This window comes from Streptomyces sp. CA-243310 (assembly GCF_050936775.1).
GTDB lineage: Bacteria > Actinomycetota > Actinomycetes > Streptomycetales > Streptomycetaceae > Streptomyces.
In genome coordinates this window covers 1,009,970-1,024,333 of record NZ_JBNJMF010000001.1, presented here as the reverse complement: position 1 = coordinate 1,024,333, position 14,364 = coordinate 1,009,970, and the positions used below count along the sequence as shown (strand labels likewise).

Here is a 14,364-nt window from a genome sequence, read left to right as displayed (position 1 = left end):
GTCGTGCCTAACGGAATCGGAGCGCCTTCATGACCTTGAGGCTGCGGGTCATGAACGCCGCGTACTTCTCGTCGTCCATGCCCAGCGAGGGAGCCATCGGGAGCAGCCGCTGGTGGGCGACGGTCTGCGCCTCGGTGTACTTGAGGATGCCCTCGGAGCCGTGCCGGCGGCCGAGGCCGGAGTCCTTCATGCCGCCCATGGGCGCCTGGGCGCTGCCGTAGGCGGGGGCGTAGCCCTCGTTGATGTTGACGGTGCCGGTGCGCAGGCGGGCGGCGACGGCGTGGCCGCGCCGCGCGTCCTTCGTCCAGACGCTGGAGTTGAGTCCGTAGGCGGTGGCGTTGGCCTGCGCGACGGCCTCGTCCTCGTCGGTGAACCGGTAGATCGAGACGACCGGGCCGAAGGTCTCCTCGCCGCAGACCGCCATCGGGGTCTCGACCCCGTCGAGGATGGTGGGCTCGTAGAACAGCGGGCCGATGTCGGGGCGGGCGACACCGCCCGCGACCAGGGTGGCGCCCTTGGCGACGGCCTCGTCCACGTGCCGTCGGACGGTCTCCAGCTGGCGTTCGCCGACGAGCGAGCCCATGTCGGCGCCGTACGCGAGGGAGTTGCCGAGCCGCATGGCCTTGGTGCGGGCGGCGAACCGCTCGACGAACGCGTCCGCGATGGACTCGTGGACGTAGAGCCGTTCGATGGAGATGCACAGCTGTCCCGCGGAGGAGAAGCAGGCGCGGACGGCGCCCGCCGCGGCCTTCTCCACGTCGGCGTCGCGGAGCACGAGCATGGCGTTCTTGCCGCCGAGTTCGAGGGTGACGCCGACGAGGCGGTCGGCCGCGCCGCGGGCGACCTCGCGGCCGGTGCGGGTGGAGCCGGTGAAGGAGACGTAGTCGGCGTGCCGGACCACCTCGGGGCCGACGACGGGCCCCTCGCCGAGGACGATCTGGAAGACCTCGGCGGGCAGGCCGGCCTCGATCAGCAGGTCGCGGGCCCACAGGGCGGTGAGCGCGGTCTCCGTGTCGGGCTTCATGACCACGGCGTTGCCGGCGACGAAGGCGGGCAGCGCGTCGCCGACGGACAGTTCGAGGGGGTAGTTCCAGGGGGCGATCTGGCCGACGACCCCGCGCGGCTGGCGCAGCTCGGTGACCTTGGTGAGGGTGGGGATGGCGCCGGTGTGGCCCTTGGGACGCAGGTACGAGGGGGCCTTGCGGCCGTAGTGGCGGGCGGCGACCGCGACGGCCTGCACCTCCTCGTGGGCGTGCAGCCGGGCCTTGCCGGTCTCCAGCTGGATCAGGTCGAGCACCTCGGCCTGCCGGGCCAGCACCAGGTCGTGGAAGCGCAGCAGCACGGCGGCCCGGCCGCGTGCGGAGACGGCGGCCCAGGCGGGCTGGGCGGCGCGGGCCAGGGCGAAGGCCTCGGCCACGTCCTCGGGACCGGCCTCGGGCAGGTCCGCCAGTCTGTCCCCGGTGAACGGGGTGTGGTTGGCGGTGCGACCGGATCCGATCACCCCGCGGGTCAGCCGGGCGACCAGGTCGGGGGTCACCACGTCGGCGGCGGTACGGGCGCCGGCCGGGGCGGCGGCCACCGGGTTGGTGGGCTGCGGTGCGGCGCGGAGGGGGGCGGCGGGGGCCTGCGAGTCCGTCATGGCGGTGAGCGTATTCCGCCTGCGGGCCTTTGGGTACCCGTGGGTAACCGGATTTTGGCATTTCCGCCAGTGATCGCTGGCAGGATGCCCGGCCGAGCGGCCCCCGGACCCCCGTCAGTCCTCCTTGGGCGGCGGCTGCCAGCCGCTGAGCACCGTGTCGAACTGCTGCCGGGTCTTCGCCCAGTCGGCGGCCGGGCTCGACATGTAGACCGCGTACTCGGTGTCGTCCGGAGCCACGTACATCTGCTCGATGGCCCGGCGCGGACCGGCGTGCGTGCCCTTCTCGGTCAGGGTGAACTCCCAGATCGCGGCACGGACGGTGTCCCGGAAGCCGTTCTGCTCCAGCTTCTGCCGCTTGTAGTCCGACCGCTGCTTGAGCTGCTTCTCCAGGTCCAGCAGATGCGTGTACGGGTTGTCGTAGTCCGGGGTCGGGTCGAAGGCGATCCGCACGAAGTGGTTGCCGTTGTCCGGGGTGTAGTCGATCTGGGTGCCGTTCATCTGGCGCTCCCAGCCGTCCGGGACGAAGAGCGTGAAGCCCGCCGGGTCGACGACCTTCTTCCAGCCCGCGGGCGGGGTGGCCGCCGCCTGCGGCTTGTCACCGGACTGCCCCTGGTCGGGGGCGCTGACGTTCTTGTCCTCGCCCTCGGCCCTGCCCTCCGTGTACTTGAGGACCCCGAAGACCCCGCCGCCGCCGAGCAGCGCCGCGACCAGGGCCACGGCCGCCGCCCGCTTGAGGCGGCCCGGGAACGGGACCGGGGCGGGGGACGACTGCTCGGCGAGCACGGTCGTGCCACCGGGTTCGCCGCCCGTCGGGGGCCGCGTCGGGGGCTCCTGGGCCGACTCCTCGCCCCCGCCGACCTCCCGGGCGGCGGGAGACCGTTCCTCCGCGCTCATCGCACGCGTCGGGACGTACGCCTGGGCCGACTTCGGCTCCCGGCCCTCCATCGCCTCGATCAGCATCCGCTCGGCCTCCGACGCCGAGGGCCGCTCCCCGGGGTCCTTGCGGAGCAGCGCCGTGATGACGGGGCCGAGCGCCCCGGCCTGACGCAGGGCGGGCGGCTCGTCGTTGACGACGGCCTGGAGACTGGAGATGGGCGAGGTGCGCCGGAACGGCGAGCGGGCCTCGACCGCGGTGTAGAGGGTGGCACCGAGTGACCACAGGTCCGAGGACGGATCGGGGGCGCCGCCGGTGACCCGCTCGGGAGCCAGGTAGTCGATGGAGCCGACGAGTTCACCCGTGCGCGTGATGGACGAGTCGCCCTCGATCGCTGCGATGCCGAAGTCGGTGAGCAGGACCCGTCCGTCCTTGGCGAGCAGGACGTTGCCCGGCTTCACGTCGCGGTGCAGCACCCCGACGGCGTGTGCGGCCCGCAGGGCGCCCAGCACGTGCAGCCCGATCCGGGCGGCCTCGCGGGGCTCGATGCGGCCCGCCGCCTTCGCCGCCTCGGCGAGGGAGGGCCCGTCGATGTACTCCATGACGATCCACGGCCGGTCGTCGTGCTCCAACACGTCGTGGACGGTCACGACCGCCGGATGCTGGATCCGGGCCGCGGCCCGGGCCTCCTTCTGCGTCCGGGCATGCATGACCTCCCGGTCGGCCTGGGCGACGTACAGACCTGCCGTCAGCTCCTTGACCGCCACGGTCCTGTGCAGCAACTCATCATGCGCGCGCCACACCCTGCCCATGCCGCCGCGGCCGATGGGCTCGACGAGCCTGTACCGGCTCGCGAGCACTGCACCCGCACCTGTCTGCTGTTCCACGAAACCTCGCCGCTCTGTGCACTTCGGGCCAGATTACGGAGCTTGCGCGCGATGCCGACACCGCGCGGGCGCGGTGAGACAGCACTGTGACGCAATCGCCGCATTGACATGCCGTCAGCGCTCTGTCAACCCCCTGGCTTGTAACTCCCCGTGGCCTTCTCGAAGACCTCGGTGACCCTTCCTTCCTCGTCCTGCGGTCCGGTCACCAGGACCACGTGGTAGACCCCGCCCAACGCGACGACGAAGTTCCGCGCCACGACGTTGCGTCCCGCCGAGTCGATCCACGTGTACCGCCCTGTGACCCGGACCTGTTGGCCCACCGTGGTCGACTTGACGTCCCCACCGCTCGCCCAACTGGAATTACGGTACGGGGAAAGCTCCGGCTCCTTGTCCTTCTGGTACGTGAGCGGATCCGGCCTGCCGCCCTCGACCTTGTCCCGTCCCGGCACCACCGTCAACACGAATTGCCCGTCCACGTACCGGACCTGGCCCGCCTCGTTGATGCCGCGCCGTTCCCAGCCGTCGGGAACCGCCATCTCGAAGTGCTCGGGGTCCTGTTGGGTGGTGTAGCCGGGCGGAGCGGGCACGGGGGCGTTGCTCTGCGAGGCGGGCTTGGACTCCGGGGTGCCCGAGGGCGTCCGGCCGGGGCCCTGGCCGGACGTGGGCGGCGCGGTGGAGACGGGGGGTCGGGGAGTGGAACCGCCCGGCTCCCCCTGCGCCCGCTGGTCCGCGGAACGCGGCATGAACAGCAGGGCGTACCCCACCGCCGCCGCGAGTAACGCGAGGACGCCGACCAGCAGGGTCCGCCCGAGGGAACGCGGCTTGCGGCGCGGGGCGTCCGCGCTGCGGTGGCGACCGTGCACGTCGCCGCGCCTGCGCACGACGGGCAGCCGCGTCGGGTCGGACTCCGCCATCGGCAGCATCCCGAAGGCGCCGTCGGGCTCGGGAGCGGAGCGCACCAGAGAGCGCAGCCAGCCGCGCAGCTCCTCGAAGTCGGGCCGTTCGGTGGGGTCCTGGCGCAGCAGCGACTCGACGATCGGGCGCAGCGGGCCGCATTCCTCGGCGAAGGCCGGGGGTTCGGAGCAGACCATCTCCACGAGGTCGGGGACGCTCTCCTCGGGGTACGGGGCGTGCCCCTGGACGGCGCGGTACAGGAGCGCGCCGAGCGCCCAGAGGTCGGTTGCGGGTCCGACGGGCGCGGCCAGTTGCCAGTGTCCGTGCACGGGGCCCGCCTGCTCGGGCGCCCAGCGCTCGGTGACGGCTCCCACGACGGCCATCCGGGTCTGCCGCGCGCGCTCGGCGTCCAGGCCGGTCCTGGGGCCGCCGCCGCTGCGGACGCCGGACCAGCCATCGACGCCGACGGGCCGCGGGGCCGCCGGCGGGACCGGCTCGGCGGTCGAGCGCGGGATCGGCCGCGGAGGCGCCGGACGGGGCACGGCGACCCCGCTCCCGGGCCGGGACTCACCGGGCCGCACGACCGGGAAGGGGCCGGTCGGCTCCGGGGGTTCGGCTTGGCGGTACCCCTGGGGCAGGGCGAGCCGCACCGGCAGCGCGGGCACGTTCACGGCGTCCGGCGACTCCGCGTCGGGCGCGGGCCCGGGCGCCTCCCCCGGCTCGGGGTCCGATGGGTACGCGGGCTCCGGCTCCGGGGCCGGCGCGTACGCGGACTCCCGGTCGGCGGCCTGTTCCCGCTCGTCGCCCGTGTCCTGGTCCGGCCGGCGGCGCGGGGTGGCCCCGTGCCAGGGCGCGGCCGGCGCGGCGGCCGGGCCCCCGTACGGGTACGAGTACCCCTGCGGCAGGTTCGAGCCCTCCGGGCGCGCCTCGGGTGCGGCGCCCGCGCCGGCCCGGCGTTCCTCCTCGACCTTGGCCGCGGCCGCCCGCGCGCCGGCCCGGTAGGCGGCGATGGTGCCGGCCCGCGCGGCGGCCTTGGCGTCGGGCGGCTCGGCGGAGGGGTCCGCGCCGGCCTCGGGACCCGCCTGGAGTACCGGGAGCACCGGGATCGGGGGGCGCTGCGGGGTGATGTGGTCGGAGTACCGCGGCCCGGTGTCGTAGCCAGGAGCCACCAGCGGGGCGTACTCGATGCCGGCGGACTCCCGCGCGGGCGGAAGCGTCCGGGTGTCGGATTCGGACTCGGCCCCGGACACGGGTTCCGGGGCGGCCGGCGACCGGCCGGGTCCGGGGATCCGACCGTACGGATCGGCCGCCCGCGGACCGACGTCGAACCCCCGGCGCGCGGTTTCGCGGTCCGACGGGTCCCCCGCCGGCCCTCGGCTCGCCGGGTAACGGTCGACCGGCTCGGACGCGGGGAGTTCCGTACCGATCCCGGCACCCTCGGGAACCGGGTCGTATCCGCAGAGGGCTTCCTCCGCGGCGCCCGCCGCGAGCCCCGTCAGGACGACCCGGCCGTCATCGCATATCAACACGGTCCGGGCGGTGATGTTGCGGTGGGTCCAGCCGTGCGCGTGCAGCACCCGCAGCGCGGTCAGCACGTCGGCGGCCACCTCCGCCGCCCGATAGGGGGTCAGCGGCTCCTCGGCGATCAGGGCCGCCAACGGCCGCGCGGGGACGAGTTCGCTGACGATCCACAGCGAACCGCCCTCCGCGAAGACGTCGAAGACCTGGTCGAGGCGCGCGTGGTCGGGTACCGACGCGGCGGCCTGCGCCGCCGCGATGGCCCGGCGCACGGCCGGGAGTTCGCCGGACGGCCGACGCCCGGTCGCCGGACCGCGCGTCCCGTCCAGCAGCTCCGCGTCCACGATCTCCGGCAACGGCACCTGACGGACCAGGACTTCCTGACCGCTGCGCGTGTCGAAGGCCCGGGTCTCGACGGGCTCGTACTCGTCCGACGGCGGCAGCGGCAGACGGTATCGGTCGGACAGGATCCGACCCGCGTAGTCCTCCACATCGCCTCCCCCGAGTGCGGTACCACCCCATGGTTCCCGCGGACACGATACGTCGCCCGGGGTGCCCGCGTCCCGGGCCTGGCAAGGCCCGCCCCCGCGCGGGGGACGAGCCAGCTCAGCCCAGGGGCTGGAAGGTCTCGAATGCCGTGTTGCGCATCTGTGTGCACTCGGGGCCGTCCCACTGGTCGGCCGGGCAGCTGACCATGACGGCGTAGCCGTGCTTCCCGTCCACCTTGAAGCCCCGGTTCAGCACGTGGACCTTGATGCCCTTCTGCTCGCGCTCGAACTCCCAGTCCGCCGCGGTCGGATAGCCGCGGTAGTCCACGCCGTCCAACCGGATCAGGTGGTAGCCCGAGCTGCTGCCCGAGACGGCCGGGGCCAACTGGGCCCAGGCGAGGCGCGCGTCGCCGGTCGGGCTGTCGGTGAAGTCGACCTGGATGCGCGGGAAACCGCCGTCGCGGCTGTATATGCCGCCGGAGTTCTCGCCGGCCGTGTCGGTCTGGTGGAAGCCCTCGGGCATCGCCATGGAGAAGTGGAACCGGGTGTCCGAGACCTTCGTGTAGCCGGCCGGCAGTGCGGTGCCCGGGCCGGCGCCCTGACCCTGCGTCTGGCCCGTGTTCTGGCCCTGGCCCTGGCCCTGGCCCTGCCCCTGGCCTTGTCCCTGCCCTTGCCCCTGGGTCTGGCCCTGCCCCTGGCTCTGCGCGGGAGTCTGCGCCGGGCTGGGCTCGCCGCTCTTCTTGCCCCCGTCGGAGCCGCTGTTCGAAGACCCCTTGCCGGCGGTACCCGCCGACGCGCCCACGGCCGTACCCGGGTTCGCGGACCCGGAGGCGGACGGCTTGGGGCCGGCCTTGTCCTTGCCCTTGTCGTCGTCCCCGCTGAACGCCCACACGATCAGCGAGCCGATCACCGCCAGGACCACGACCACGCCGGCGATGGCGAGCGCGATGGTACGGCGCGACATCACGTCGGTGAGCGACGCCGGTATCGGCTTGGGGCGGGACGAGGGGGCCTCTGCCGCGGACGCCGTCGAGGCGGCGGCAGCCGCGGCGGCCGCTTCGGCGGCGGCGGCCTTGCGGGCGGACTTCAGCGCCGCCCGGGCCCGCTCGCGCTGCTCGCGCTCGCGCCGCTCGCGTTCCTTCTTCTCCGCCTTCTCCGCGGCCTTCTCGGCGGCCTTGACCGCGGCGGCGCGCTCGGCGGCGGCCTTGGCCTCGGCCTTCTCCGCCTTGTCCGCCTCGGCCTTCTCCGCCTTCTCCGCCTTCTCCGCCTTCTCCGCAGCGACCTTGTCCGCCGCCTCCTTGGCGTCGGCGAGGGAGATCGCCTTGGTCTCCTCGACGGCCGGGGGCATGGCCGGCGCGGGCTCGGGGGCGTCGAGCACCGCCTTCAGCATCGCCCGGGCGCGGTCGTCGTCGAGCCGCCCGGCGGGGTCCTTGACCAGCAGGCCGTAGATGACCTCGGTCAACGGACCGGCGTTCTTGGGCGGTTCCACCGGTTCGGTCATCACGGCGGTGAGGGTGGCGAGGGCGGAGCCCTTGTCGTACGGGGGCACGCCCTCGACGCAGGCGTACAGCAGGCCGCCGAGCGACCACATGTCGGCGGGCGGGCCGGGCTTCTGGCCCCGGGCGCGCTCGGGAGAGATGTAGGAGGGGGCGCCGACGAGCATGCCGGTGGAGGTGACGGAGGGGTCGCCCTCGACCTGCGCGATGCCGAAGTCGGTGAGCACGACACGACCGTTGTCCGCCATGAGCACGTTGGACGGCTTCACGTCACGGTGCAGGATGCCCTGGTCGTGGGCGGCGCGCAGGACGTCGAGGACGGCGAGCCCGACCTCGGCCGCGCGGCGGGGCGTCAGCGGGCCGCGCTCGCGCACGAACTCGGCGAGGGAGGGGCCCTCGATGAGTTCCATGACGATCCACGGGCGGCCGTCCTCGTCCACGACGTCGTAGACGGTGACGGCGCCGCCGCTGCGGATCCGTGCAATCGCCTTGGCCTCGCGAAGGGTGCGGGTGATGAGGCGGCGCTTCTCGTCCTCGTCCACGCCCATGCTGAAGCGGAGTTCCTTGACGGCGACGGTCCGCCCGAGGATCTCGTCCTCGGCGCGCCACACGGTACCCATGCCGCCCTTGCCGAGGACGGACCCGAGCCGGTACCGGCGGGCGAGCAAACGCCCTTCGTCCTGACCGGATTCCGCCGTGGCCGCCGGGCTCTTCGCGCCCTCGGGGGACCGCTGTGCGGGCACGCCCTCGGGCCGCGCGGACCCGGTCCTGACCGGGTCCGGCTTCGCCGGGGCGGGCTTGGCGTCCTTGGGTCCGGCAGCCTCGGGTCCGGCAGCCTCGGGTCGGGCGTCCTCGGGCTCGGCGGAGGCCACCTTGACGGCCGACGCGGATTCCGCCTTCGCGGCGGGGGCGGCCTTGGCCAGGCTCGGCCCGGCCGGGGTGGACTTCGCCCCGGACGGACGCGGCTTCGGCGCGGCGGGCTTCGCGTCCCGCGACCCCGCACCCGGCGGGGTGTCCGCCTCGACGGCGGTGGCCCCGGCCGGGTTCGACTTCGCGGCGCCGCGCTTCACACCCTCGGGTTCCGCCGCGGGCTCGGCCTTGCGCGGGCTCGGCTTCACACCCGCCGGCTCGGTGCTCGGTTCGGCGCTCTGCGCCTTACCCGCGGAATCCGGCGACTCGGTGTGCTCCGACTTCGACATGCGTCCCCTCTGCGATCGTGCAGCCTGCCCGGCTGCCCCGGCAGCCGCCGAGGGGCACGGTAACCCGCCCCGGCAGAAACCTCATTGTTGCTCACTCCGCAACGGACGGGCGCCCCGGGGCAACGGTTCCCCCCTCCGCATCCCGGAGTTACAACGGAACGATGTCGGGAGCTCCCAGCCTGGCCGCGTCCGCCGTCAGGTCGTCCGGTTGGCGCTGCGATTCACGTTCCGCTTGCACTCGCTTCTCGTAGTGCTCGACCTCGTTCTCGATCTGCTTCTTGTCCCAGCCCAGCACCGGAGCCATCAATTCCGCACACTCCCGCGCCGATCGCGTGCCCCGGTCGAAGGTCTCGATCGAGATCCGCGTCCGACGCGTCAACACGTCGTCCAGGTGCCTGGCCCCTTCATGCGAAGCCGCGTAGACGACTTCCGCCCGCAGATAGTCCTCTGCCCCCGTGAGCGGCTCGGCCAACCCCGGATCCGCCACGATCAGGTCGAGCAGTTCCTCCGTCAGCGACCCGTACCGGTTGAGCAGGTGCTCCACCCGCGCCACGTGGATGCCCGTGCGCGCCGCGATCCGGGCGCGGCCGTTCCACAGGGCCCGGTACCCCTCGGCGCCCACCAGCGGGACGTCCTCCGTCACGCACTCCGCGACCCGCTGGTCCAGCCCGTGCACCGCCTCGTCCACCGCGTCCTTGGCCATCACCCGGTACGTCGTGTACTTGCCGCCCGCCACCACGACCAGCCCCGGCACCGGGTGCGCCACCGTGTGTTCGCGCGAGAGCTTGCTGGTCGCGTCGGACTCGCCGGCCAGCAGGGGCCGCAGGCCCGCGTAGACGCCCTGGACGTCGTCGCGCGTCAGGGGAACCGCCAGCACCGAGTTCACGTGCTCCAGCAGGTAGTCGATGTCCGCGCTCGACGCCGCCGGGTGCGCCTTGTCGAGGTCCCAGTCGGTGTCCGTGGTGCCGACGATCCAGTGACGTCCCCAGGGGATGACGAACAGCACGGACTTCTCCGTGCGCAGGATCAGCCCGGTGGAGGAGTGGATCCGGTCCTTCGGGACGACCAGGTGGATGCCCTTCGAGGCCCGTACGTGGAACTGGCCGCGCTCCCCGATCAGCGCCTGAGTGTCGTCCGTCCACACCCCGGTGGCGTTGACGACCTGCTTCGCGCGGATCTCGTACTCGCCGCCGCCCTCCACGTCCCGCACGAGCGCACCGACCACCCGTTCGCCCTCGCGCAGGAAGCCGACCACCCTCGCCCCGTTGGCGCACTGCGCCCCGTACGCGGAGGCCGTTCGGACCAATGTGGTGACGTACCGGGCGTCGTCCATCTGGGCGTCGTAGTACTGCAGGGCGCCCACCAGGGCGTCCTTGCGCAGCGCCGGGGCGACCCGCAGCGCGTGCTTGCGCGAGAGGTGCCGGTGGGTGGGGAGCCCACGGCCGTGCCCGCTGGAGAAGGACATCGCGTCGTACAGGGCCACGCCCGAGCCGGCGTAGAGGCGCTCCCAGCCCTTGTGCTGGAGCGGGTACAGGAACGGCACGGGCTTGACCAGGTGCGGCGCGAGTCGCTCCAGCAGCAGGCCGCGTTCCTTCAGGGCCTCGCGGACGAGGGCGAAGTCGAGCATCTCCAGGTAGCGCAGTCCGCCGTGGATCAGCTTGCTGGAGCGGCTGGACGTGCCCGAGGCCCAGTCCCGTGCCTCGACCAGCCCGGTGGACAGGCCTCTGGTGGCGGCGTCGAGCGCGGTGCCGGCGCCGACCACTCCCGCGCCGACGACCAGCACGTCCAGCTCCCGTTCGGCCATCCGGGCAAGTGCCTCGGCCCGCTGAACCGGTCCCAGTGTCGCTGTCCTCACGGCTGCCTCCCGTTGCTGCGGGGAAATCCCCGCTCGATGCGGGTGATCCCGCTCACATTCCCCGCTGTTGATTCTGACCGTCCGCACTCACTTCGGCCACCGCCTGTGGACAACACAACGGCAGCCACCACCTCACAATGCGACATATCTGTCATATATACGCCTAGTCTGACATTGCGCCTGCTCCAGCTCTCCACAGGACTTGCGCGCCCAGCCCCCTCATGCAAGGGAAGGGAAGGGACGGCACCTCCATGCCCGCAGATCTCGCCGTCATCGGACTCGGCCACCTCGGCCTCCCTCTCGCTCAGGCGGCCGTCGCCGCCGGAATCGAGACCGTCGGCTTCGACAGCGGTCCGACCACGGACAGCACCCTCACCGCCGCCGAGATCCGCCGCATGTCGGCGGCCGGCTTCCGGGTCACCACCAACCCCGCCGAACTGGGCCGGGTCCGTACCGCCGTCATCTGCGCCCCTACCCAGCTCGGCGCCGATCGTGCGCTCGATCTCTCCGCGGTCGGCGACGCGGGCCGCGCGCTCGCCGCACGGCTGCGCCCGCACACCACCGTCATCCTGGAGTCCGCCGCCCATCCGGGGGTCACCGAGGACTATCTGCGCCCGATCCTCGAAGCCGGATCCGGGCTGCGCGCGGGACGGGACTTCCACCTGGCCTACTCCCCCAGCCGGCACGACCCGGGCAATCGCACGCACGGGATCTCCAACACCGCCAAGGTGATCGGCGGCCTCACCCCCGCCTGCACCGAGTCCGCGCACGCCTTCTACGCCCGCCTCACCGAGAAGGTGGTGCGCGCCCGCGGCCTGCGCGAGGCGGAGACCGTGCAGCTGCTGGAGACCAACTACCGGCACGTGAACATCGCCCTCATGAACGAGATGGCCGTGCTCTGCCACGACCTCGGGGTCGACCTGTGGGACGTCATCCGGTGCGCCGAGACGAAGCCGTACGGGTTCCAGGCGTTCCGCCCCGGCCCCGGCGTCGGCGGCCACGGCGTCCCGCTCGACCCGAACTACCTCCCCCACACCACCCGCACCCCCGGTCACCCGCTGCGCATGGTCGGCCTGGCCCAGGAGATCAACAACCGGATGCCGCAGTACGTCATCCAGCGCTCCGCCGCCCTGCTGAACGAGCACGGGAAGTCCGCCCGCGGCGCCCGGGTCCTGCTGCTCGGGGTGACGTACAAGCCGGACCTCGCCGACCAGGAGGGCTCGCCGGCGCGCGAGATCGCGAGCCGGCTCATCGACCTCGGGGCCCAGATCAGCTACCACGACCCGTACATCCCGGCCTGGCGGGTCCGTGACCAGCCCGTCCCGCGCGCCGACTCGCTCTACGAGGCCGCCGCCAACGCGGACCTGACGATCCTGCTCCAGCACCACCGCACCTACGACCTCCAGGGCCTGGCGGTCAAGGCGCAGCTCCTGCTGGACACCCGGGGCGCCAGCCCGATCGGCGCCGCGCACCGCCTCTGACGCCCCGCCCGCGCCCGGAGCGGCCCTCGGTGGCCGCCCCGGGGGCCGTCGGGCGCGGTCCCCCGGTAAATTCCCCGCCGAATGTCAGGGCCTGCTGTTAGCCTGCGGCGTTCTTATCTCGCGCATACGTCCCGGTGGACACCGGTGACCCACGTGTGCCGTGTCCCTGGGGGGATTTCTCATGAGCCAGCAGTTCCAGCCGCCCGCGCCCGACTCCTACACCGCCGCCCCCGCCCCGGCCCCGGCGCGCCGCGGCGGCGTCGGCCTCGGCATCCTCGCCGCCGTCGTCGCCGCCCTGGTCGCGGCCGGCGCGTACGGCGGCATCATGAACGCCATCGACCGCCAGGTCGGTTACGCCGCGTTCGGCGTCGGGCTCCTCGTCGGCCTCGCCGCCGGCAAGGTGGGCGGCAGGAACCCGGCTCTGCCCGTGGTCAGCGCGATCCTCTCGATCGGCGCCGTCTACCTCGGCCAGCTGTTCTTCATCGCGCTCGCGCTCGCCGACTACGCCCACATCGGCCTCTCCGACGTGCTGAGCGACCCGGGCATCGGCGGCCTGAACGACATCTGGAAGGAATCGGCCGAGGCCATGGACTACCTCTTCCTCGGCATCGGCGGCTTCGTCGCCTTCGGCGCGGCCAAGAAGGTCAGCGACTGACCCCCGGCTCCGCACACGCCGGAGGGCCGGCGCCCCGATCGGGGCGCCGGCCCTCCGGCGTACTGGCGTTGTGGCGGGTCAGCGGCGGTGCTGCGAGTCCGCGACCGTGACCTCGACCCGCTGGAACTCCTTGAGTTCGCTGTAGCCGGTGGTGGCCATCGAGCGGCGCAGCGCGCCGAAGATGTTCATCGAACCGTCCGGGGAGTGCGAGGGGCCGGTCAGGATCTCCTCGGTGGTGCCCACCGTGCCGAGGTCGACCTTCTTGCCGCGCGGCACGTCCTCGTGGACGGCCTCCATGCCCCAGTGGTTGCCCTTGCCGGGCGCGTCCGTGGCACGGGCCAGCGGGGAACCCATCATCACGGCGTCCGCGCCGCAGGCGACGGCCTTCGGGATGTCGCCCGACCAGCCCACGCCGCCGTCGGCGATGACGTGCACGTAGCGGCCACCGGACTCGTCCATGTAGTCGCGGCGGGCCGCGGCCACGTCCGCGACGGCGGTGGCCATCGGGACCTGGATGCCGAGGACGTTGCGCGTGGTGTGAGCGGCGCCGCCGCCGAAGCCCACCAGGACACCGGCCGCGCCGGTGCGCATCAGGTGCAGGGCCGCGGTGTAGGTGGCGCAGCCGCCGACGATGACCGGGACGTCCAGTTCGTAGATGAACTGCTTGAGGTTCAGCGGCTCCGCGGCGCCGGAGACGTGCTCGGCCGAGACCGTGGTGCCTCGGATCACGAAGATGTCCACGCCGGCGTCGACGACGACCTTGGAGAACTCGGCCGTGCGCTGCGGGGAGAGCGCGGCGGCGGTGACGACGCCGGAGTCGCGCACCTCCTTGATGCGCTGCCGGATCAGGTCGGCCTGGATCGGCGCGGCGTAGATCTCCTGGAGGCGGCGGGTGGCGGCCTCCTCGTCCAGCTCGTTGATCTCGTCGAGCAGCGGCTGCGGGTCCTCGTACCGGGTCCACAGACCTTCGAGGTTCAGCACGCCGAGGCCGCCGAGCTCGCCGATGCGGATGGCGGTCTGCGGGGAGACCACGGAGTCCATGGGGGCGGCCAGGAAGGGGAGCTCGAAGCGGTACGCGTCGATCTGCCAGGCGATCGAGACCTCCTTCGGGTCCCGCGTACGCCGGCTCGGGACGATGGCGATGTCGTCGAACGCGTACGCCCTGCGGCCGCGCTTGCCGCGCCCGATCTCGATCTCAGTCACGTGTGGTGGCCTTTCCTCTGGGTCTGCCCGTCCAGTATCCCCGAACCCCGGGGGCCCGCGTTCCGGTGACCGCCGTACGGACGCCCACCGCCCGGGCGCGGACGCGATCCCCGGGTCCGGGAACGGTGAAGGGCGGCCCCGGATCAACCGGAACCGCCCAGTTCACGCGTGTGTG

Annotated in this window: 8 protein-coding genes; 2 read left to right on the top strand and 6 right to left on the bottom strand. The window is 73.1% G+C overall.

Annotation, left to right across the window (positions count from 1 at the left end; genetic code table 11):
• Positions 1-7: 7 nt before the first annotated feature.
• The 5 genes from ACQEVM_RS04895 to ACQEVM_RS04875 form a co-directional block, all read right to left on the bottom strand.
• Positions 8-1,639 carry a succinic semialdehyde dehydrogenase gene (locus tag ACQEVM_RS04895; RefSeq protein ID WP_433075341.1) on the bottom strand — a complete coding sequence of 544 codons (1,632 nt, stop codon included), beginning with the start codon at positions 1,637-1,639 and terminating at the stop codon, positions 8-10.
• Between the two features lie 114 nt (positions 1,640-1,753).
• Complete coding sequence (locus ACQEVM_RS04890) at positions 1,754-3,400, bottom strand: serine/threonine-protein kinase (protein ID WP_433075338.1); 1,647 nt, start codon at positions 3,398-3,400, stop codon at positions 1,754-1,756.
• A gap of 125 nt (positions 3,401-3,525) precedes the next feature.
• A complete protein-coding gene (locus tag ACQEVM_RS04885; RefSeq protein WP_433075335.1) occupies positions 3,526-6,303 on the bottom strand; it encodes a protein kinase in 2,778 nt (925 codons plus the stop codon).
• Between the two features lie 115 nt (positions 6,304-6,418).
• Positions 6,419-8,995: a protein kinase domain-containing protein gene (locus ACQEVM_RS04880; RefSeq protein ID WP_433075332.1), complete on the bottom strand. Its 2,577-nt coding sequence runs from the start codon at positions 8,993-8,995 to the stop codon at positions 6,419-6,421.
• A 148-nt stretch (positions 8,996-9,143) separates the two neighbouring features.
• Entirely contained in the window at positions 9,144-10,850 is a 1,707-nt protein-coding gene (locus tag ACQEVM_RS04875) for a glycerol-3-phosphate dehydrogenase/oxidase (protein WP_053682577.1), read from the bottom strand.
• 251 nt (positions 10,851-11,101) lie between these two features.
• On the opposite strand from ACQEVM_RS04875, the gene ACQEVM_RS04870 reads away from it, so the two are divergent.
• Both ACQEVM_RS04870 and ACQEVM_RS04865 read left to right on the top strand, forming a co-directional pair.
• A complete protein-coding gene (locus tag ACQEVM_RS04870; protein ID WP_433075329.1) occupies positions 11,102-12,331 on the top strand; it encodes a nucleotide sugar dehydrogenase in 1,230 nt (409 codons plus the stop codon).
• A gap of 181 nt (positions 12,332-12,512) precedes the next feature.
• Complete coding sequence (locus ACQEVM_RS04865; RefSeq protein WP_433075326.1) at positions 12,513-12,986, top strand: hypothetical protein; 474 nt, start codon at positions 12,513-12,515, stop codon at positions 12,984-12,986.
• A gap of 78 nt (positions 12,987-13,064) precedes the next feature.
• Here ACQEVM_RS04865 and ACQEVM_RS04860 read toward each other — a convergent pair whose 3' ends face one another.
• Positions 13,065-14,189, bottom strand: coding sequence for a GuaB3 family IMP dehydrogenase-related protein (locus tag ACQEVM_RS04860; protein ID WP_053682580.1), 1,125 nt, complete (start codon positions 14,187-14,189; stop codon positions 13,065-13,067).
• Positions 14,190-14,364: the final 175 nt, after the last annotated feature.

What these genes read in the sequence shown, in the direction of transcription:
- ACQEVM_RS04880 (WP_433075332.1), bottom strand. Translation starts at nt 8,995, where the DNA reads ATGTCGAAGTCGGAGCACACCGAGTCGCCGGATTCCGCGGGTAAGGCG.
- ACQEVM_RS04870 (WP_433075329.1), top strand. Translation starts at nt 11,102, where the DNA reads ATGCCCGCAGATCTCGCCGTCATCGGACTCGGCCACCTCGGCCTCCCT.
- ACQEVM_RS04865 (WP_433075326.1), top strand. Translation starts at nt 12,513, where the DNA reads ATGAGCCAGCAGTTCCAGCCGCCCGCGCCCGACTCCTACACCGCCGCC.
- ACQEVM_RS04895 (WP_433075341.1), bottom strand. Translation starts at nt 1,639, where the DNA reads ATGACGGACTCGCAGGCCCCCGCCGCCCCCCTCCGCGCCGCACCGCAG.